Origin of the sequence: Streptomyces violaceorubidus (genome assembly GCF_000717995.1) — a bacterium.
GTDB classification, from domain to species: Bacteria; Actinomycetota; Actinomycetes; order Streptomycetales; family Streptomycetaceae; genus Streptomyces; species Streptomyces violaceorubidus.
The window spans coordinates 52,017-72,100 of sequence record NZ_JODM01000025.1; the positions used below are offsets into that span (position 1 = coordinate 52,017).

A 20,084-nucleotide genomic window follows, 5' to 3' on the forward strand; every position below is an offset into this window, starting at 1 on the left:
ACCGCGTCCCCGCGTGGAGTGGTACGCCTCCTCGGCGAACACCCCGGGTGTCGACGCCGCGCGGCGACTCGGCATGATGCGAGAGGGCGTGCCGCGCGAGAGCTTCCCCCACCGGGGCACGCGCCAGGACATGGAGGTGCGGGCGGTGCTCGCGCCCGAGTGGCTCACAAGGATCATTAAGGGACCTCTCAGACAGCGTCCGTACGGTGCGAGGCATGGGAACGAAGACAGTGGACGAAACCGGCGTGAAGACCGACGAGCACAAGACGGACGAGGCGACCGAGGCCGCCGGGGCCACCGACGTCACCAAGGCGGCCGAGACCGACGAGCCGCGGGGCACCGACGCGGCGACGGCCGAGGACACAGGCGAGGACACAGGCGACGACGTCGACGGCACCGAAGGGACCGAGCCGGGCCCCACGGGCGTCGGCCAGGGCGCGGGAGCCGTCGTCTCCGCCGGTCTCGGCATCGTCTCCCTGACCGGCAGCTGGGTCGGCACCGTGGCCTCCGCGCGCGAGTCGCTGATGGGCCAGCTGCAGACCTCCTCGTCGTCGGACGTCGGCACGCTGATCGAGAAGGGCTACGGCAACGCCTGGCAGGCCACCGCGATGTGGGGCGGCGTCTTCGCCCTGGTCGCGCTGATCGTCGGCGTCGTCGTGCTGGCCCGCCCCGCGTTCGGCGCGCCCGGCCGTCCCCAGGCCCCGTGGATCAAGTCGGTCGCCTGGGCGGGCGTCGCCCTCGGCGTCATCGGGCTGCTTCTGGCCGTCCTGAAGTACACGGACGTCCTGCTGGGACTGCCCGCGGCCGGCTGACCAGGCACTTCTGAGGGGTCTTAGGACACTCGCCCGCCCACGGCGCGCGCCCTAAGACCCCTCACGCACGTCTAAGACCCCTCACGCACGTCTAAGGCCCCGAGCGGCGCCGAAGATGCGGAACTTACCCGATGTGGCCCACCCCCCTGGGAGACGAAGGTTGAGGCATCGCAAGCGAGCAGCAAGTGAGCGAGCGAAGCCGAAGCCGGGAACCGAGACCGGCTCCCACGAGGGACCGAAGGGGCACACCGTGTACGAGTACGAGATCCAGCGCTACCGCGCCGCCGAACTGATCCGCCGCGCCGACGAGGCCAGGCTGGCCCGCGAGGTGATCCGGGCCCGGCGCGCCGCCCGCCGGGAGACCCGGCACGGCGCCGTCGAGGCGGAGAGCCATACGCCGCGACAGCGCCGGCCCCGGTTCGCCCGGGCCGCGTGAACGGGGGAGCCGGGGAGGGGGGCCGCACGGCCTCCCTCCCCGCCCTCGTTCCCGCCGCCGTCCACCTGTCGAAAACCGGTGACCCGCTGTCGTACCCGCGTGCGATGCTCGCCTCCGTGGAGACCAGGTCCGTCAGCCCCGTGTTCGTCGGCCGCACCGGCGAGCTGGACACGTTGAACGACGCGCTCGCCCGCGCGTCCGCCACCGCGGGAGAGCCGCAGGCCCTGCTGCTCGGCGGCGAGGCGGGCGTCGGCAAGACCCGCCTCGTCGAGGAGTTCGCCGCCGCGGCGGACCGGCAGGGCGCCGTCGTCGCGCTGGGCGGCTGTGTGGAGATCGGCGCCGACGGGCTGCCCTTCGCGCCCTTCTCCACCGCGCTGCGCGCCCTGCGCCGCCGGCTGCCCGAGGAGCTGGCCGCCGCGGCCGCCGGACAGGACGAGGAGCTGGCCCGGCTCCTGCCCGAACTGGGCGAGGGCGCCCCGGTCACCGGCGGCGGCCGGCACGACGAGGAGAGCATGGCCCGGCTCTTCGAACTCACCGCCCGCCTGCTGGAGCGCGTCGCCGCCCGGCACACCGTCGTCCTCGTCCTGGAGGACCTGCACTGGGCCGACGCCTCCACCCGCCACCTGATCGCCTACCTCTTCCGCACCCTGCGCACCGGCCGCCTCGTCGTCCTCGCCACCTACCGCTCCGACGACATCCACCGCCGCCACCCGCTGCGCCCCCTGCTCGCCGAGCTCGACCGGCTGCGCACCGTCCGCCGCCTCGAACTGGGCCGCTTCACCCGCGACGAGGTGGGCCGCCAGATCGCCGGGATCCTCGCCCAGGAGCCCGACCCGCTCCAGGTCGACGAGATCTTCGAGCGCTCCGACGGCAACGCCTTCTTCGTCGAGGAACTCGCGGTCGCCGCCCACGAGGGCAGCTGCGCCGGCCTCACCGACTCCCTGCGGGACCTGCTCCTGGTCCGCGTCGAGGCCCTGCCCGAGAGCGCCCAGCGGGTCGCCCGGATCGTCGCCGAGGGCGGCTCCACCGTGGAGTACCGGCTGCTCGCCGCCGTCGCCCGGCTCGCCGAGGACGACCTCATCGAGGCGCTGCGCTCCGCGGTGAACGCCAACATCCTGCTCCCCGCGCCCGACGGCGACGGCTACCGCTTCCGCCACTCCCTGGTCCGCGAGGCCGTCGGCGACGACCTGCTCCCCGGCGAGCGCTCCCGCCTCAACCGGCACTACGCGCAGGCGCTGGCCGCCGATCCCACGCTGGTGCCCGCCGCCGAGCGCGTGATGCGCCTGGCCAGCTACTGGTACCACGCCCACGACCCGGCCAAGGCGCTGCCCGCCGTCCTGGACGCCTCCGTCGAGGCCCGCCGCCGGCACGCCTACTCCGAGCAACTGCGCCTGCTGGAGCGCGCGATGGAGCTGTGGGACTCCGTCCCCGACGACGTACGCGCCACCCTGCGTCCCGTCGACTACACCGAGGTCTACCCGCCCTGCGGCTGCGACCCCGCCGGCACACCCCTGCGCTACCTGGACCTGATGGCCGAGGCCGCCGTCGCCGGGCGGCTGTGCGGCGAGCGCGAGCGCGCCATGAAGATCACCAAGCGGGCGCTGCGCCTGCTGGACGAACAGGACACCGGCGCCGGCGCGGGCGCGGGCGGCCGGGACCCGCAGCGCGCCGCCCGGTTCTGGACCCAGCGCTCCCTGCTGGTCCAGGCCCAGGAGCTGGTCCGGGGCCTGCCGCCCTCCCAGGTGCACGCCGAGGTGCTGGCCATGTCCGCCAACTGGTCGATGCTCCACTGCCCCGGCCCCGACGCGATGACCGCGGCCGAACGGGCCGTCGAGTACGCCCGCATGGTGGGCGCCGGCGAGATCGAGCTCAACGCCCGGCTCACCCTCGGCGGCCTGATGGTGGACGCGGGACAGATCGACGCGGGTCTCGCCGAGATGTTCCAGGTCAGGGACCTGGTGGTGGCCCAGGGCCGGTCCACCGTGGTCGCCCGCAGCCACGTCAACCTGCCCTCGGCCCTGGAGAGCGTGGGTCGCTCGCGGGACGCGCTCGGCATCCTGCGCGAGGGCGTCGACCTCACCCGCCGGATGGGCCTGCTGGAGTCCGAGGCCTGGGTCTGGGGCAATCTCTGCGAGTCGCTGATCTCCCTGGGCCGCTGGGACGAGGCCCTCGAAGCGGCGGACCGGGCCGGAGCGCCGGGCCGCAGCCCCGCACCCCGCGGTGGCGCCGCGCTCAAACGTGCTGCCGTCGCCCTCGCCCGTGGCGAGCGGGCCGAGGCCGCCCGGCTGCTGGCCGAGGCCCGCGCCGCCTACGGCACCCACGACCCCATGCCGCAGTACCAACTGCCGCTGGCCGCCCTGACCGTCGGCATCGCCGCGGCCGAGGGCAGGCTCCCGGACGCCCGCGCCGAAGTCGTCCGCGTCCTGGACGCGGGCTTCCCGCCCGGCACCCAGCGCTACGCCTGGCCACTGCTGCTGTCCGCCGCGTCGGCGGAGGCCGACGCGCGCGCCCTGCCGGCCGCCGAGGAGGGCCGCGCCGACATCCTCGATCGCCTCGCCGGGGCCGCGAAGCACCTGACGACGGGCGCCCCGGTCTGGGTCGCCCACGAGCGGTGGGTCCGCGCCGAACTCCACCGCGCCCGGGGCCGCGACACCCCGCGGCTCTGGTCGGAGACCGTCACCGCCTTTGAATGCCTGGAGCGGCCCTACGAACTCGCCCGCGTCCGGCACCGGCTGGCCGCCGCCCTGCTGGCGACCGGCGGCGAGGACGAGCGCGCCCGGGCCACGGAGCTGCTGCGCCTGGCCCGCACCGTCGCCGACCACCTCGGCGCGCGCCCGCTGTCCGACGCCGTGGCCGCGCTCGGCCGGCGCGCCCGCCTCACCCTCGGCCGCGCCGCCGAACCGGCCGCCGCCCCCGAGCCCACGGATCCGGCGGACGCCCTCGGCCTCACCGGCCGGGAGCGCGACGTCCTGCGGCTGGTCGCCGACGGCCGCACCAACCGGCAGATAGCCCAGGAACTCTTCATCTCGCCCAAGACGGCCAGCGTCCACGTCTCCAACATCCTGGCCAAGCTGGGCGTCTCCGGCCGTGGGGAGGCCGCGGCGGTGGCCCACCGGCTGGCGCTCTTCCCCGCCGAACGGCTCACGTCCCGTTCGGCGGAGTGAGGCTTACGCTGTAAGGGACGCCGACCGACGGAGGCACGATGTTCAACGCATTCGAGGAACTGTTCTCCCCGGGCCGCAAACACACCCGCGACGAGCAGAACCGGCTCGAACTGACCCGCGAGGACGTCGGTGACGGAGACCCGGGCCACGGCCCGATAGACCTCAGCTCGGGCAAGGTCGTCGTCCACCGGCCGAGCGCCGACCGCGAGCAGGGCCCGGCCCCGGCCCCGGAGGACGAGTAGCCGGCCGCCTACTTCACCTCCAGCTCCAGGATCCGGTCGTCGTCGCCCTTCGCGTCGCCGCGGCCGTCCGTGTTGCTGGTCACCAGCCAGAGCCTGCCGCCGCCCGCCGCGGCCACCGTGCGCAGCCGCCCGTACTCGCCCTCCAGGAAGGCCTGGGGGTCGGCCGCGGCCTTCGTCCCCTTGAGCGGGATCCGCCACAGCCGCTCACCGCGCAGCCCCGCCATCCACACCGAGCCCTCGGCGTAGGCGATGCCGCTGGGAGAGGCCTCGTCGGTGTGCCACTGGGCGAGGGGGTCGTGGAACCCCGGGCCACCGCCCGCGCCCTCCTGCTCGGGCCAGCCGTAGTCGTCCCCCGGCCTGATCGCGTTCAGCTCGTCCCAGGTGTCCTGGCCGAACTCCGAGGCGAACAGCCGCTGCCTGCCGTCCCAGGCCAGCCCCTGCACGTTCCGGTGGCCGTACGAGTACACGGGGGAGTCGGGGAAGGGATTGCCGGGCGCCGGTTCGCCGTCCGGGGTCATCCGCAGGATCTTGCCGCCGAGCGACTCCTTGTCCTGCGACAGGCCCGTGTCACCGCTCTCGCCCGTGCCCGCGTAGAGCATCCCGTCGGGGCCGAAGGCGATCCGGCCGCCGTTGTGGATCACGCCCTTGGGGATGCCCCGGAAGACCGTGTCCGGCGCGCCGAGCTGCTCGCCGGCCGGCTTCTTCTCGTCGTACAGCATGCGCACGATGCGGTTGTCAGAGGCCGAGGTGAAGTACGCGTAGACCAGGTGGTCCGAGGCGAAGCCGGGGGAGAGCGCGATGCCCAGGAGGCCGCCCTCGCCGGAGGGGGAGACCCCGGACACCTCGCCCAGGTCCGTCTTCTCGCCCGACTTCTCGTCGACCCGCGTGATCGTCGCCTCGTCGCGGGAGGAGACCAGCAGGTCGCCGCCCGGCAGCGGAGCCAGGCCCCAGGGGCTGTCCAGCCCCGTGGCGACCGTACGGAGCACCTTCACGGAGCCCTTCGCGGGCGGCGCCTGCTCGGCGGGTGTCCCGGCGGGCGAGGACTGCGCCGCCGTACCGGCCGGGGAGGAGCTGCCGTCCGCTCCGGACGGGTCCGCGCCGCCGGAGGAGCAGCCGGCCGTCAGCAGGAGAGCGGCGGCCAGCACGGCCGGCACGGCTCGTCGTCGCACGATCTTGGTCCCTTCGACGCGGCGGGTTCTCCTTGTCATACACCGCACGGGCCCTCCAAGTTCCCGTTCGGCGCATCCCGAATCCGCGACCGGTCCGGGGCCCGCGTCCCAGGAGCGCGGCTCCACCGGCCGTTCGACCGCGCGCGTCACTCCCAGGAGCCCTGCGCCGACGGCAGCGTCCCGAGCTCCGCCAGGTCCCGGTCGGTCAGCCGCAGCCGGGCCGCCTGCGCGTTCTGCGTCACCCAGCGCTCCTGCTTGGTGCCCGGCACCGGCACCACGTGCGGCCCCTGCGCCAGCACCCAGGCCAGCGCCACCTGCGCCGCGGTGACCTCCTCGCCGTGCCGGGCCGCGATCCGGCGCAGCGCGGCCACGATCGGCTGGTTGGCGGCCATCATCTCGGCGGTGAAGCGGGGGTGCCGGGCCCGCAGGTCCTCCGGTTCGAAGCCCTGACCGGGCGTCAGGGTGCCGGTCAGGTAGCCGTTGCCCAGCGGCATCGCGGCCAGGAAGCCGACGCCGCGCGAGACGCACCACGGCAGCAGGGTCCGCAGCGCCTCGGGCGACCACACCGACAGCTCGGCCTCGACCGCGCTCACCGGGAAGACCTGCTGCACCCGCTCCAGTTGGCGGATCGTCGCGTCGTGCAGCCGCGCCCCCGGCCGCCGGGCCGACCGCGCGCCGACCGCGCACAGGCCGAGCGCCCGCACCTTCCCGGCCCGCACCAGCTCCGCCATCGCGCCCCAGGTCTCCTCGACGGGTATCTCGGGGTCGGCGCGGTGCAGTTGGTACAGGTCGATGACGTCCGTCTGCAGCCGGCGCAGGGACGCGTCGCAGGCACGCCTCACATAGCCGGGGCGGCCGTTGGCCACGATGTGCTGCTCACCCACCAGCAGACCGACCTTGGTCGACACGAAGGCCTCCGACCGCCGCTCCCTCAACACCCGGCCCAGCAGCAGCTCGTTGGTGAACGGGCCGTACATGTCCGCCGTGTCCAGCAGGCAGGACCCGAGGTCGAGGGCCCGGTGCACCGCCCTGAGCGACTCGTCCCCCCGCTGCCGCGAGGCGCTGTACGCCCAGCTCATCGGCATGCACCCCAGTCCGACGGCCCCCACCGCGAGTGCCGTCGCGCCGATCGTCCTGCGCTCCACCGGTCGTGACCCTCCCTCGTCAGGCCACCCAACCTAACCTCTGCCTCCCGGCCCGCTGACATAGCCTCCTGACCATGACCGATGACGTGTGGCTGCCCATCCCCCCGGACGAGATCGAGGGCCTCCCCGAGGGCCCGACCTACCGCCACTGGAACGGCGAGGAGACCTTCCCCGCCGACCCGGCCGACTGCGCCTTCTACGTCGTGCCCTACATGAAGCCCAGCGGGGTCGGCGTACGCCCGCTGCCCGAGATGCGCTCCGTCCAGGTCGTCCAGACCCTCTCCGCGGGCATCGACCACGTCGAGCCCGGCCTGAAGCACCTGCCGGCGGGCGTACGGCTGTGCAACGCGCGCGGCGTGCACGAGGCCAGCACCGCGGAGTTGACCCTGGCCCTGGTCCTGGCGTCGCTGCGCGGCATCCCGGACTTCGTGCGGGCGCAGGACCGCGGCGAGTGGCTCGGCGGTTTCCGGCCCGCGCTCGCGGACCGGACCGTGCTCATCGTCGGGTACGGCTCGATCGGCGCCGCGATCGAGGACCGGCTCGTGCCGTTCGAGGTCGCGCCGGTGGTGCGCGTCGCGCGCTCCGCCCGCACCACGGAGCGCGGCCCCGTGCACCCGCTCACCGAACTCCCCGCCCTGCTCCCGAGGGCCGACGTCGTCATCCTGGTCACACCGCTCACCGAGGCCACCCGGGGCATGGTCGACGCCGAGTTCCTGGCCCGGATGAAGGACGGTGCCCTGCTCGTCAACGTGGCGCGCGGACCGGTCGTGGACACGAAGGCGTTGCTCGCCGAACTGGAGAGCGGGCGCCTCACCGCGGCCCTCGACGTGACCGACCCCGAACCGCTGCCGCCGGGCCACCCTCTGTGGCATGCTCCCGGCATAGTCGTCAGCCCGCACGCAGGGGGTCCGACCTCCGCCTTCCTGCCCCGCGCCAAGCGGCTGCTGGTGGGTCAGTTGACCCGGTTCGTGAACCGGGAGCCGCTGCGCAACGTGATCCTGACGACGGGCGCGTAATCCGTTTCAGGCACCCTCCGCGATCCCCTGGATGCGGTGGGTGTGCGCATATCCGCTGGTCGTCACGGAGCGTAGAGAACCTATGTCCCTGAGTGACGAGACTGGTGTATCGTCCGACAGGGGATGCGTCGCGCACGTACGGCGCCGGGGATGGACATCTCAGACTGCGAGGGGGGCGACGGGCGATGCACGGCCTGTGGACCAACGATCCGACGCGGCGGAGCCGCCGCCGGCGACCCTGGCGCACGACCACGACCACGACCACGACCGCGACCGCGCGCCGACGGAGTCGGCCCGGCCGCCCCGGCGCCCGGCATGCCCGCAGCTGCCCCCACCCGCGTCGGCCGGGGGACCGCGCGAGGCAGGACCGGCCGGCCCACCGGTGTGCGCGGGGCGCGGGAGCGGTGCGGACCGGGAGGCCGCGGTGAGTCCGCCCCCCGTGCCCACGCTGGACGGAGCGCTGCGCGGTCAGGCATCGGCCGGACCGCTGCCGGCCCGGCCCCCGGCCGCCGCCGGCGGACCGCCCCTCGTCCGCCAGCTCGTGCTCGCCCTGGTCTGCGCGGCCTACGCCGTCGGTGCCGCGCTCGGCTGGGGCTCGCAGTACGTCGCCAAGATCATGGGCGACTTCGGGCTGAGCGCCGCCGCTGCCGCCGCCGCCGTCTCCTGCTTCCTCTACGCCCGCGTGCGCCGCGTCCCCTTCCGACCGGCCTGGCTGCTCTTCGCCCTCTCCTCGGCGATGGCGTCCCTGGGCAACCTGGTCTGGGGGTGGTACGAGGTCGTGCTGCGGGTGCCGGTGCCCAGCCCCAGCTACGCGGACCTGCTCTTCCTGTGCTTCGCCCCGCCCGCCATCGTCGGGCTGCTGGTGCTGGCCAAGCGCCCGGTGACCAAGGCCGGTTGGATCTGCCTGGGCCTGGACGCCTGGCTGATCGGCGGTTCGCTGCTGACCCTGGCCTGGAGCCTGGCGCTCGCCCAGGCGGCGAAGGCCGAGGGCGGGTCCAGCGTCGCGCACTCCGCGCTCTCGGTGGCGTACCCGCTGCTCGACATCGCCCTCGTCAGCATGGTGCTCGCGCTGCACTTCAGGCGGTCACCGGTCTGCAGGTCCGCCGTCAACACCGCCATCGGCGCGCTCGCCCTCACGGTGATGTGCGACGCCCTGTTCACCTCGCCGCTGCTGCACAACAGCTACCGCTCGGGACAGCTCCTCGACGCGGGCTGGTTCGCCGGTTCCCTGCTCCTCGCGTACGCCCCCTGGGCCGCGTCCCGGCGCGGGCGGTCGGCGCCGGACGAGCACGAGGCCGACGGGCACACGCGCGTGGTGCGCGAGCACCTGCCCGGCCAGCGCGGTGCCGGTCACCGGCCCGCGCCCCCCGCCGCGCCGTCCGCCACGCCCACCGCCCTGCCCCCGGCCCTGCCCCCGGCCCTGCCCCCGGCCCTGCCGGGACCGGGACAGGGCGGCGACCGGGGCCGCTACCCGGCCGCCCGCCCCATCGCCGGGTCCCTGGCCGCGCTCACGCCGTACCTCGCGGCCGCCGTCTGCACCCTGGGCATCCTCTACAACGTGCTCAACGGCCGCAGCGTCGACCGCGTGGTGCTGCTGACCGGCGGCACCGTGGTGCTCGCGCTCGTCGTCCGGCAGGGCATCATGCTGCTCGACAACATCGTCCTCACCCAGGAACTGGCCCAGAAGGAGAACCACTTCCGCTCCCTGGTCCAGGGCTCCAGCGACGTCATCATGATCGCCGCGCCCAACGGCATACTCCGCTACGTCTCCCCGGCCGCCGCCGGAGTCTACGGACGGCCCGCCGAGGAACTGGTGGGCACCGAGCTGGCCGGACTCATCCACCCCGAGGACCTCGGCTGCGTGGTGCACGAGGTACGCCGGTTCCTGGCCGCCAGCCCGGTCGAGGAACCCACCACGCGCATCGAGTGCCGCTTCCGGTCCGGGGAGGGCGGCTGGCTCAACGTCGAGTCGACCGTCAACCGGCACCACGGCGGCCTCATCTTCAACAGCCGGGACGTCACCGAAAGGGTGCGCCTGCAGGCGCAGCTCCAGCACAACGCCGAACACGATCCGCTCACCGACCTGCCCAACCGTGCCCTGTTCACCCGGCGCGTCCAGCAGGCGCTCTCCGGCCGCCGCGCCCTGGACCGGGGTGCCGCCCTGCGCGGCACGGCGGTGCTCTTCATCGACCTCGACGGCTTCAAGGGCGTCAACGACACCATCGGGCACCAGGCCGGCGACGAACTGCTCGTCCAGGCCGCCCGCAGACTCCACGAGGCCGTCCGCAAGGGGGACACCGCCTCCCGACTGGGCGGCGACGAGTTCGCGGCCCTGATCGTCGGGGACGGCGCCCGCGACCGGACCGCCCGCGAGGGTCACATCAGGGAGCTGGCCGACCGGCTCAGACTGACGCTCTCCCAGCCCTACCTCATCGACGGCAACGAGGTCCGGGTCAACGCCTCCATCGGCGTCGCGTTCGCCGAACCGGGCCTGGGGGCGGGCGAGTTGCTGCGCAACGCCGACCTCGCCATGTACCGGGCCAAGGCGGGCGGCAAGGGCCGCGTCGAGCTGTACCGACCGCAGATGCAGCAGGACGTCGTACGCAAGGCGGAGCTGGCCACCCGGCTGCGGGCCGCGCTGCACGACGGGGAGTTCGCCCTGCTGCACCAGCCGGTGGTCTCGCTCACCGACGGCCGGATCACCTCGGTCTGCGCCCAGCCGCGATGGCGCTCCTCGCAGGGCGTGCTGTTCACCCCCGCCGAGTTCCTGCGGGTGAGCGAGGAGGGCGACAGAACCGCCGAACTCGACCGCTGGGTGCTGCGCGAGGCCGTCGAGCAGGCCGCCGAACGCGCGGCGACCGGGCTGTCCGTGACCGTGGCCATACGCATCGGCGCCCGCCGCCTGCTGGACCGCTCCATGCCGCTGGGTTCCGTGGAGGCCCTGCTGACCCGGCACGGACTGCCGCCCGGCTCGCTGGTGATCGAGCTGTCGGACATCGACCCGCGCGTCGGCCTCGACGAGCTGGACCGCCGGCTGAACGCGCTGCGCAGGGTCGGCGTCCGGATCGCCCTGGACGGCTTCGGCAGCGGCTACGCGGCGATCACCGCGCTGCGGCGGCTGCCCGTGGACGTCCTCAAGCTCGACCGGGGCCTGGTCGAGGGCGTCGTGGAGTCCGCGCGCCTGCACAAGATCACCAGCGGTCTGCTGCGCATCGCCACCGACCTCGGGCTGAAGTCCGTCGCCGACGGCGTCGACCTGCCCGAGCAGATCGTCGCCCTGCGCGCGATGGGGTGCACACACGGACAGGGCATGGCGTTCTCCGGGGCGCTGGACGAGTACCGGCTGCGCAGGGCGCTCGGCACCGGTCACTACCCGGTGCCCCACGGACCGGCCGAACCGGCCTTCGCGGGCGGTGGCGCCGGGGTGTACACCAAGGGGGTCGGCGGCCCCGCCCCCGGCCAGGTCGTCGGCGGCGTCACCTCCGGGCTGCCGGCCGTCCTGAGTGGTGGCACGGCCCTGCGCTCACATAATGAGACTCCCGTCCCACCCACTTGACAGTGAGTGCGCGCCGGAGGGAAGGTCAGTGCCATGCGCACCCGAATTCTCGTACTTGGACAGCGCGTCGGCTGAAGCTGGTGACGTCCGGACCGACCCGGACTCCCCGCGACCCACACCCGACGCGCTCCCCTCGCTTGCCTTATGGCACGAGGGGTTTTTTGTTGCACAGGCACCTGCCGAGCGACAGAAGCAGACCGTACAAACCTCGCAAAAACCCTCAGCATCGAGAAGAGAATGCCGATGACCGAGCAGGCCACCGGGGCTCACCCGCAGCCCCGGCCCCGATCCGGAGGACAGTCCGCCCCCGAGCACGTCACGGGTGCGCAGTCCCTCATTCGCTCTCTCGAGGAGGTCGGCGCCGACACCGTATTCGGCATCCCCGGTGGCACCATCCTTCCGGCGTACGACCCGCTGATGGACTCGACCAAGGTGCGCCACGTCCTGGTCCGCCACGAGCAGGGCGCGGGCCACGCCGCGACCGGTTACGCGCAGGCCACCGGCAAGGTGGGCGTCTGCATGGCGACCTCGGGACCCGGTGCCACCAACCTGGTCACCCCGATCGCCGACGCCAACCTGGACTCCGTGCCCCTGGTCGCGATCACCGGACAGGTGGTCTCGTCCTCGATCGGTACGGACGCCTTCCAGGAGGCGGACATCGTCGGCATCACCATGCCGATCACCAAGCACAGCTTCCTGGTCACCAAGGCCGAGGACATCCCCAAGGTGATCGCGCAGGCGTTCCACATCGCCTCCACCGGCCGCCCCGGCCCCGTCCTGGTCGACATCCCCAAGGACATCCTCCAGAAGAAGACCACCTTCTCCTGGCCGCCGGTCATGGACCTGCCCGGCTACCGCCCGGTCACCAAACCGCACGCCAAGCAGATCCGCGAGGCGGCCAAGCTGATCTCCGGGGCCAAGCGCCCCGTGCTCTACGTCGGCGGCGGTGTCCTCAAGGCCCGCGCCACCGCCGAGCTGAAGGTCCTCGCCGAGCTCACCGGAGCGCCCGTCACCACCACCCTGATGGCGCTCGGCGCGTTCCCCGACAGCCACCCGCTGCACGTGGGAATGCCGGGCATGCACGGTGCGGTCACCGCCGTCACCGCGCTGCAGAAGGCCGACCTGATCGTCGCCCTCGGAGCCCGCTTCGACGACCGCGTCACCGGCAAGCTGGACAGCTTCGCCCCGTACGCCAAGATCGTCCACGCCGACATCGACCCGGCCGAGATCGGCAAGAACCGCGCCGCCGACGTCCCGATCGTCGGTGACGCCCGCGAGGTCATCGCCGACCTCGTGCAGGCGGTCCAGAAGGAGCACGACGAGGGCAACCGGGGCGACTACACCGCCTGGTGGAAGGACCTCAGCCGCTGGCGCGACACCTACCCCCTCGGCTACGACCAGCCCGCGGACGGCTCGCTTGCCCCGCAGCAGGTCATCGAGCGCATCGGGCAGCTGGCACCCGAGGGCACGATCTTCGCGGCCGGCGTCGGCCAGCACCAGATGTGGGCCGCGCACTTCGTCCAGTACGACAAGCCCGCCACCTGGCTGAACTCCGGCGGCGCGGGGACCATGGGCTACGCCGTCCCGGCCGCCATGGGGGCCCAGGCCGGCATGCCGGGCCGTACCGTCTGGGCGATCGACGGCGACGGCTGCTTCCAGATGACCAACCAGGAACTGACCACCTGCGCCCTGAACAACATCCCGATCAAGGTCGCCGTCATCAACAACGGCGCCCTGGGAATGGTCCGCCAGTGGCAGACCCTGTTCTACAACCAGCGGTACTCCAACACGGTGCTGCACTCCGGCCCGGACGACGTCAACCCTCAGGCCCGCGGCACCCGGGTCCCCGACTTCGTGAAGCTGTCGGAGGCCATGGGCTGCTACGCCATCCGCTGCGAGGACCCCGCCGACCTCGACAAGGTGATCGAGGAGGCCAACTCCGTCAACGACCGCCCGGTGGTCGTGGACTTCATCGTCCACGAGGACGCGATGGTCTGGCCGATGGTCGCCGCCGGCACCTCCAACGACGAGATCATGGCCGCCCGGGACGTCCGCCCCGACTTCGGCGACAACGAAGACGACTGAGCGAGAGAGACCGAAGAGACCATGTCCAAGCACACGCTCTCCGTCCTGGTGGAGAACACCCCCGGCGTCCTGGCGCGGATCACCGCCCTGTTCTCCCGCCGCGGCTTCAACATCGACTCGCTCGCCGTCGGTGTCACCGAGCACCCCGACATCTCCCGCATCACCATCGTGGTGAGCGTCGAGGACTTCCCGCTGGAGCAGGTGACCAAGCAGCTCAACAAGCTCGTCAACGTGCTCAAGATCGTCGAGCTGGAGCCCGCCCAGGCCGTCCAGCGCGAACTCGTTCTGGTGAAGGTGCGCTCCGACAACGAGACGCGCTCCCAGATCGTGGAGATCGTCCAGTTGTTCCGCGCCAAGACCGTCGACGTCTCCCCGGAGGCCGTCACCATCGAGGCCACCGGCAGCGGCGACAAACTCTCCGCCATGCTCAGGATGCTGGAACCGTACGGCATCAAGGAACTCGTCCAGTCCGGCACGATCGCCATCGGCCGCGGCGCCCGTTCGATCACGGACCGCTCGCTGCGCGCACTGGACCGGTCCGCATAACGACGGAAACGGGCGGTCGCGCACCCCACCGGCCGCCCGTATGCCGAGACCCCGAAACCTCGCCTCCCCCCACCGGCATACGGTGGGACGCAACACCCGCACACAAGGAGATAACCCAGTGGCCGAGCTGTTCTACGACGCCGACGCCGACCTGTCCATCATCCAGGGCCGCAAGGTCGCGGTCATCGGGTACGGCAGCCAGGGCCACGCCCACGCCCTGTCGCTGCGGCCGAGGTCTACGAGAAGGACATCAAGGAGAACCTGAAGGACGGCGACGCCCTGTTCTTCGGTCACGGCCTGAACATCCGCTACGGCTTCATCAAGCCCCCGGCCGGGGTGGACGTCTGCATGGTCGCCCCCAAGGGCCCGGGCCACCTGGTGCGCCGCCAGTACGAGGAGGGCCGCGGCGTCCCCTGCATCGCCGCCGTCGAGCAGGACGCCACGGGCAACGCGTTCGCGCTGGCCCTGTCGTACGCCAAGGGCATCGGCGGCACCCGCGCCGGCGTCATCAAGACCACGTTCACCGAGGAGACCGAGACCGACCTGTTCGGTGAGCAGGCCGTCCTGTGCGGTGGCACCGCGGCGCTGGTGAAGGCGGGCTTCGAGACGCTGACCGAGGCCGGTTACCAGCCGGAGATCGCCTACTTCGAGTGCCTGCACGAGCTGAAGCTGATCGTGGACCTCGCCCGCCACGCCACTACACTGCTGAACACATACGCGTCAGGCCCACAGCGTCGTGCGTCTTCCACGCGGCTAGCAACCCTCCACCGCATGCGGCCGTCGGGACGGCCGTCCGCATTGGACTTGTGAGGACTCACGTGAGCTCGAAACCCGTCGTACTCATCGCTGAAGAGCTGTCGCCCGCGACCGTGGACGCGCTCGGCCCCGACTTCGAGATCCGCCACTGCAATGGCGCGGACCGGGCCGAACTGCTCCCCGCCATCGCCGACGTGGACGCGATCCTCGTCCGCTCCGCCACCAAGGTCGACGCCGAGGCCGTGGCCGCCGCCAAGAGGCTGAAGGTCGTCGCCCGCGCCGGCGTCGGCCTGGACAACGTGGACGTCTCCGCCGCCACCAAGGCCGGCGTGATGGTGGTCAACGCCCCGACCTCCAACATCGTCACCGCCGCCGAACTGGCCTGCGGCCTGATCGTCGCCACCGCCCGCAACATCCCGCAGGCCAACGCCGCGCTGAAGAACGGCGAGTGGAAGCGCAGCAAGTACACCGGTGTCGAGCTGGCCGAGAAGACCCTCGGTGTCGTCGGCCTCGGCCGCATCGGCGCGCTCGTCGCGCAGCGCATGTCCGCCTTCGGCATGAAGGTCGTCGCCTACGACCCCTACGTGCAGCCCGCGCGGGCCGCGCAGATGGGCGTCAAGGTGCTGTCCCTCGACGAGCTGCTCGAGGTCTCCGACTTCATCACCGTCCACCTGCCCAAGACCCCCGAGACCCTCGGCCTGATCGGCGACGAGGCGCTGCGCAAGGTCAAGCCGAGCGTCCGCATCGTCAACGCCGCGCGCGGCGGCATCGTCGACGAGGAGGCGCTGTACTCGGCGCTCAAGGAGGGCCGCGTCGCCGGCGCCGGTCTGGACGTGTACGCCAAGGAGCCCTGCACCGACTCGCCGCTGTTCGAGTTCGACCAGGTCGTCTGCACCCCGCACCTCGGCGCCTCCACCGACGAGGCCCAGGAGAAGGCCGGCATCGCCGTCGCCAAGTCGGTGCGCCTGGCCCTCGCCGGTGAGCTGGTCCCCGACGCGGTCAACGTCCAGGGCGGCGTCATCGCCGAGGACGTCAAGCCGGGCCTGCCGCTCGCCGAGCGCCTCGGCCGCATCTTCACCGCGCTCGCCGGCGAGGTCGCCGTCCGCCTCGACGTCGAGGTCTACGGCGAGATCACCCAGCACGACGTGAAGGTGCTGGAGCTGTCCGCCCTCAAGGGCGTCTTCGAGGACGTCGTCGACGAGACGGTGTCGTACGTCAACGCCCCGCTGTTCGCCCAGGAGCGCGGCGTCGAGGTCCGGCTGACCACCAGCTCGGAGTCCCCGGAGCACCGCAACGTGGTGACCGTGCGCGGCACCCTCTCGGACGGCGAGGAGGTGTCGGTCTCCGGCACGCTGGCCGGTCCCAAGCACCTGCAGAAGATCGTCGCCGTCGGCGAGTACGACGTGGACCTCGCCCTCGCCGACCACATGGTCGTCCTGCGCTACGAGGACCGCCCGGGCGTGGTCGGCACCGTCGGCCGCGTCATCGGCGAGGCCGGCATCAACATCGCCGGTATGCAGGTCGCCCGTGCGACGGTGGGCGGCGAGGCGCTGGCCGTGCTGACCGTCGACGACACGGTGCCCTCCGGGGTGCTGGCGGAGGTCGCGGCGGAGATCGGCGCGACCTCCGCCCGGTCCGTCAACCTCGTCTGAGGTGACCGTACCCGGGGGTTGCCGCCCCCGGGTCCCCCGCTCACGGCCCTGAACGGGCCTCTCCTCAAACGCCGGACGGGCTGAGTCGGTCAGCCTCTCCGGCGTTTGCCGTCTCCGCCTCCGGGCGCACCCGGATGTGCCGCAGGCCGAGCGCCGCCAGCCCCGCCGCGCCGAGGAGCAGTACCGCGCCCGCGATCGCGGCACCCTGCATGCCGTCGGTGAACGCCTCGCGTGCCGCCGTCGCCAGGGCGTCTCCCGTGCGCCCGGGCAGTTCGGCGGCGACGGCCAGTGCCCCGCCGAGGGTTTCCTGGGCCGGTGCCGGTGCGTCCGAGGGGACGCCGTGGCGGTAGAGGGCCGTTCCGATGGAACCGAGGGCGGCCATGCCCAGGGCGCCGCCGAACTCGGTGGCGGTCTCCAGCAGTGAGGAGGCCGCACCCGCCTTCTCGACCGGGGCCGAGCTGAGGGCCAGGTCGGTGAGCAGGGACATCACGACGACGATGCCGGCGGCGAGGACGCCGCACGCGGCCAGCACCAGCCACAGCGAGTCCGTACCGGACAGGGCCAGCAGCCCGTAGCCGCACGCGGCGATGACGAAGCCGGCCGTCACGACGTACGCGCGCTCGACACCGCGCTGCACCAGTTGGGCGGCGACCGGTGCGGCGGCGCCGATGAGCACCGACGGCAGCAGGCTCCACAACGCGGCCTCCAGCGCGCTCTTGTCGAGGACCGACTGCAGGTACTGGGTGGTGAAGTACGCCGAGCCCATCATCCCGAAGGCCGACAGGGTGTTGAGGACCAGCGCCGGGGTGAAACCGTGTCCGCGGAAGAGGGCGGGCGAGATCATCGGCGAGTCCGAGGTGCGCTGGCGGTGCACGAACAGGGCCGCGAACAGCAGGCCGACGGTGATCGAGACGACGTAGCGGACGTTCCAGCCCTCGGAGGGCAGCTCCTTGAGGCCGTAGACCACGGGCAGGACCGCCGCCATCGACAGCGGGACGCTCAGCAGGTCGAAGCGGCCGGGGGAGGGGTTCTTGGACTCCGGGAGCAGCACCGGACCGAGGATCAGCAGCAGGGCCATCGCGGGCAGGTTGACCAGGAAGACCGAGCCCCACCAGAAGTGCTCCACGAGCACCCCGCTCATCACCGAGCCGAGCGCGATCCCGGCCGTCATCACCCCCGACCACAGCCCGATCGCCTTCGCCCGCTGGCCGGGGTCGGTGAACATCGTGCGGACCAGCGCCATCGTCGACGGCATCAGGGTGGCGCCGCCGATGCCGAGGACCGCGCGGGCCGCGATCAGGGTCTCGGCGGTGTGCGCGTAGGCGGCGAGCAGTGAGGCCGCGCCGAAGGCCACGGCGCCTAGGAGGAGCAGCCTGCGGCAGCCGACGCGGTCGCCGATCGCTCCCATCGTCATCAGCAGGCCGGCCAGGACGAAGCCGTAGATGTCGAAGATCCACAGCTGCTGGACGCCGCTCGGGTCCAGGTCCGCGCTGATCTCCGGGATCGCGAAGTACAGGACGGAGACGTCCATCGAGACCAGCAGCAGCGGAAGCATCAGTACGCCCAGCGCGGTCCACTCACGGCGGCCGGCCGGGGACGGGTTCGTTGTCATGGCGGAGACTGTACGCACGTCTTATACGCTTGTCTAGAACGCTTGTATAATACGGCTGTCTGGACGGATGGATAGGGTGACGGCATGGGACACCGTGAGGATCTGCTCGAAGGCGCCAAGCGCTGCCTGCTGGCCAAGGGGTTCGTGCACACGACCGCCCGCGACATCGTCAAGGAGTCGGGGACCAACCTGGCCTCCATCGGCTACCACTACGGTTCGAAGGACGCCCTGCTCGCGCGGGCCTACGTGTCGCTGGTCGAGGGCGTGGGTGACGCCTTCGAGGGCGACGGAAGCCTGGAGGAGACGGCGCCGGGCTCCCTGGAGCGGTTCGAGCGGGTGTGGTCGAACATCGTCGCCACCATGAAGGAGCCCGGTTCGGTGTGGCGGCTCAGCATGGAGGTCCTCGCTCTGGGCGACCGGCTGCCCGAGGTCCGCGACCACCTGGCGGTGGCGCAGCGCGAGGCCGGGCGCGGCCTGATCCCGCTGCTGATGGGCGGCCGGGAGGAGGACGTGTCCGACGAGCGGGTGGACACCCTCGGCATGTTCTACGTGACCCTGATGACGGGGCTCATCGCCCAGTGGACGTTCGACCCGAAGTCCGCGCCCGACGGCGGGCAGCTCGCCGCCGGCCTGCGCCAGGTGATCGAGGGTGCCGCTACAGGCGACGCGCCTTGAGCGCCATGTGCAGCAGCAGCCGGTCCTCCCCGTCGTCCAGGTCCAGGCCCGTGAGCTGTTCGACGCGCGACAGGCGGTAGTACAGCGTCTGGCGGTGGACGCCCAGCTCGGCGGCGGTCCGCCCGGCCTGGCCCGCACGGTCCAGGTAGACCTCGGCGGTGCGGGCGAGTTCGCGGTGGGCGGGGGAGAGCAGCGCGCCTACGGCGGGATCCTGGGCGGAGCGCGGGGGCAGCGCGGTCAGCAGACGGTACGGCCCGATGTCCGTCCACTGGGCGACGGGGGCGAACCGCGCCTCGGCGCGCGCCGCCCGGGCCGCGGCCGACGCCTGTGCCCAGGCCGTCCCCAGGTCCGCGAGACCCGTCCGCGGCGCCGAGACGCCGGCCGCGACCCCGGCCGTCCCGCCGGCGTCCCGGGCCGTGACCCGCTCCAGCAGCCGCCCCGCCGCCGAGGTCGCCGGGGTGACCACGTCCACCGAGCGCAGCCGGACCAGCAGGGCCAGTGACACCGCGGCGGCTCCCCACGGCACCGCGCACAGGGCCGTCGCCCCCGGCACCGTGCGGACCGAGGGCGCGTCGTCCGGGTCGGCCGAGGGCCAGGGCGCCACGCAGACCACCGCGTGCGGGGTGTCCGCCCGCGGGCCCAGCGCGCTGCGCAGCTCCGCCACCGCCATGTCCCGCTGCCAGTCCCGCTCGGCGGTCAGCACCGCCCGCAGCTCCCGGCTCAGGTCGGCGCCGTGCTGGGCCTCGTCGGCGAGCAGCGCGCCGATCCGCGCCGTGACCGCCATGGCCGCCGCCAGCTGCCGCTCGGTCGGGCCCGGATCGGTGTCCAGGAGCCACACATAGCCGAGGACCACCCCCCGATGGCGTACCGGCAGGCAGACGCGCCCGCGATACACCCCCGCCTCGGGGGTCGGCGGGATGCGGACCGGTCCGGTCGCCCGGGTGATGCCGAAGCCCTCGAACCACGCCCGGACCGCGGCGGTGGAGCGCCGGGTGAGGATCGAGCGGGTGCGCACCGGGTCGAGGACCGTGGGGTCGAGGTCGCCCTCGCTGTCGTAGGCGCCGAAGGCGATCAGCTCGAAGTCGCGGTTCTCCAGGGTCGCGGGCGCGCCCAGCAGCTCGGAGAGCTCGTCGACCAGCTCCTGGTAGTCACCACGGGTACCACCGGTGCCTGCGGTCCCTCGGGAATCGGACGTCACCCGGGCATTCTGCCGCATAT

Annotated in this window: 14 protein-coding genes and 2 pseudogenes; 12 read left to right on the plus strand and 4 right to left on the minus strand. The window is 72.8% G+C overall.

Annotation, left to right across the window (positions count from 1 at the left end; genetic code table 11):
* Nucleotides 1–10 precede the first annotated feature (10 nt).
* The 5 genes and pseudogenes from IE94_RS41250 to IE94_RS0125110 all read left to right on the plus strand — a co-directional run.
* Nucleotides 11–163, plus strand: a pseudogene (locus tag IE94_RS41250) (GNAT family N-acetyltransferase); the annotation flags it as partial.
* Nucleotides 164–215: 52 nt separating this feature from the next.
* Complete coding sequence (locus IE94_RS0125095) at nt 216–812, plus strand: hypothetical protein (RefSeq protein WP_030188434.1); 597 nt, start codon at nt 216–218, stop codon at nt 810–812.
* Between the two features lie 250 nt (nt 813–1,062).
* Nucleotides 1,063–1,248: a hypothetical protein gene (locus tag IE94_RS0125100; protein WP_030188437.1), complete on the plus strand. Its 186-nt coding sequence runs from the start codon at nt 1,063–1,065 to the stop codon at nt 1,246–1,248.
* 104 nt (nt 1,249–1,352) lie between these two features.
* Nucleotides 1,353–4,412, plus strand: a complete 3,060-nt coding sequence (locus IE94_RS0125105; RefSeq protein WP_037923557.1) for a helix-turn-helix transcriptional regulator — start codon at nt 1,353–1,355, stop codon at nt 4,410–4,412.
* A gap of 38 nt (nt 4,413–4,450) precedes the next feature.
* Nucleotides 4,451–4,654, plus strand: a complete 204-nt coding sequence (locus tag IE94_RS0125110) for a DUF6191 domain-containing protein (protein ID WP_030188441.1) — start codon at nt 4,451–4,453, stop codon at nt 4,652–4,654.
* A gap of 8 nt (nt 4,655–4,662) precedes the next feature.
* On the opposite strand, the gene IE94_RS0125115 is transcribed toward IE94_RS0125110, so the two are convergent.
* A complete protein-coding gene (locus IE94_RS0125115) occupies nt 4,663–5,862 on the minus strand; it encodes a PQQ-dependent sugar dehydrogenase (protein WP_051777679.1) in 1,200 nt (399 codons plus the stop codon).
* 107 nt (nt 5,863–5,969) lie between these two features.
* On the minus strand, nt 5,970–6,968 hold the full coding sequence (locus IE94_RS0125120; RefSeq protein ID WP_030188446.1) for an aldo/keto reductase: 999 nt from the start codon (nt 6,966–6,968) through the stop codon (nt 5,970–5,972).
* A 74-nt stretch (nt 6,969–7,042) separates the two neighbouring features.
* Here IE94_RS0125120 and IE94_RS0125125 point away from each other — a divergent pair, with 74 nt between their 5' ends.
* The 6 genes and pseudogenes from IE94_RS0125125 (at nt 7,043) to serA (ending at nt 16,579) form a co-directional block, all read left to right on the plus strand.
* Nucleotides 7,043–7,984 (plus strand): 2-hydroxyacid dehydrogenase, encoded by a 942-nt coding sequence (locus IE94_RS0125125; RefSeq protein ID WP_030188448.1) that lies wholly within the window; start codon nt 7,043–7,045, stop codon nt 7,982–7,984.
* 424 nt (nt 7,985–8,408) lie between these two features.
* The gene (locus tag IE94_RS0125130) at nt 8,409–11,540 is read left to right on the plus strand and encodes a putative bifunctional diguanylate cyclase/phosphodiesterase (protein WP_030188450.1); all 3,132 of its coding nucleotides are present in this window, start codon (nt 8,409–8,411) and stop codon (nt 11,538–11,540) included.
* Between the two features lie 243 nt (nt 11,541–11,783).
* The gene (locus IE94_RS0125135; protein ID WP_030188452.1) at nt 11,784–13,625 is read left to right on the plus strand and encodes an acetolactate synthase large subunit; all 1,842 of its coding nucleotides are present in this window, start codon (nt 11,784–11,786) and stop codon (nt 13,623–13,625) included.
* 21 nt (nt 13,626–13,646) lie between these two features.
* Nucleotides 13,647–14,171: an acetolactate synthase small subunit gene (ilvN, locus tag IE94_RS0125140; RefSeq protein WP_030188454.1), complete on the plus strand. Its 525-nt coding sequence runs from the start codon at nt 13,647–13,649 to the stop codon at nt 14,169–14,171.
* 118 nt (nt 14,172–14,289) lie between these two features.
* Nucleotides 14,290–14,855 (plus strand): annotated as a pseudogene (gene ilvC, locus IE94_RS36025) (ketol-acid reductoisomerase); the annotation flags it as partial.
* A 134-nt stretch (nt 14,856–14,989) separates the two neighbouring features.
* Nucleotides 14,990–16,579 carry a phosphoglycerate dehydrogenase gene (gene serA, locus IE94_RS0125150; protein ID WP_030188457.1) on the plus strand — a complete coding sequence of 530 codons (1,590 nt, stop codon included), beginning with the start codon at nt 14,990–14,992 and terminating at the stop codon, nt 16,577–16,579.
* Between the two features lie 64 nt (nt 16,580–16,643).
* On the opposite strand, the gene IE94_RS0125155 is transcribed toward serA, so the two are convergent.
* Nucleotides 16,644–18,191: an MFS transporter gene (locus tag IE94_RS0125155; protein ID WP_030188460.1), complete on the minus strand. Its 1,548-nt coding sequence runs from the start codon at nt 18,189–18,191 to the stop codon at nt 16,644–16,646.
* An 84-nt stretch (nt 18,192–18,275) separates the two neighbouring features.
* Here IE94_RS0125155 and IE94_RS0125160 point away from each other — a divergent pair, with 84 nt between their 5' ends.
* On the plus strand, nt 18,276–18,866 hold the full coding sequence (locus IE94_RS0125160; protein ID WP_030188461.1) for a TetR/AcrR family transcriptional regulator: 591 nt from the start codon (nt 18,276–18,278) through the stop codon (nt 18,864–18,866).
* Here IE94_RS0125160 and IE94_RS0125165 read toward each other — a convergent pair.
* Complete coding sequence (locus IE94_RS0125165) at nt 18,847–20,082, minus strand: PucR family transcriptional regulator (protein WP_030188463.1); 1,236 nt, start codon at nt 20,080–20,082, stop codon at nt 18,847–18,849. The two genes, IE94_RS0125160 and IE94_RS0125165, sit on opposite strands and share 20 nt — an antisense overlap.
* Nucleotides 20,083–20,084: the final 2 nt, after the last annotated feature.

What these genes read in the sequence shown, in the direction of transcription:
- IE94_RS0125110 (WP_030188441.1), top strand. Translation starts at nt 4,451, where the DNA reads ATGTTCAACGCATTCGAGGAACTGTTCTCCCCGGGCCGCAAACACACC.
- IE94_RS0125125 (WP_030188448.1), top strand. Translation starts at nt 7,043, where the DNA reads ATGACCGATGACGTGTGGCTGCCCATCCCCCCGGACGAGATCGAGGGC.
- IE94_RS0125135 (WP_030188452.1), top strand. Translation starts at nt 11,784, where the DNA reads ATGACCGAGCAGGCCACCGGGGCTCACCCGCAGCCCCGGCCCCGATCC.
- IE94_RS0125165 (WP_030188463.1), bottom strand. Translation starts at nt 20,082, where the DNA reads ATGCGGCAGAATGCCCGGGTGACGTCCGATTCCCGAGGGACCGCAGGC.
- ilvN (WP_030188454.1), top strand. Translation starts at nt 13,647, where the DNA reads ATGTCCAAGCACACGCTCTCCGTCCTGGTGGAGAACACCCCCGGCGTC.
- IE94_RS0125155 (WP_030188460.1), bottom strand. Translation starts at nt 18,191, where the DNA reads ATGACAACGAACCCGTCCCCGGCCGGCCGCCGTGAGTGGACCGCGCTG.
- IE94_RS0125160 (WP_030188461.1), top strand. Translation starts at nt 18,276, where the DNA reads ATGGGACACCGTGAGGATCTGCTCGAAGGCGCCAAGCGCTGCCTGCTG.
- IE94_RS0125115 (WP_051777679.1), bottom strand. Translation starts at nt 5,862, where the DNA reads ATGACAAGGAGAACCCGCCGCGTCGAAGGGACCAAGATCGTGCGACGA.
- IE94_RS0125105 (WP_037923557.1), top strand. Translation starts at nt 1,353, where the DNA reads ATGCTCGCCTCCGTGGAGACCAGGTCCGTCAGCCCCGTGTTCGTCGGC.
- IE94_RS0125095 (WP_030188434.1), top strand. Translation starts at nt 216, where the DNA reads ATGGGAACGAAGACAGTGGACGAAACCGGCGTGAAGACCGACGAGCAC.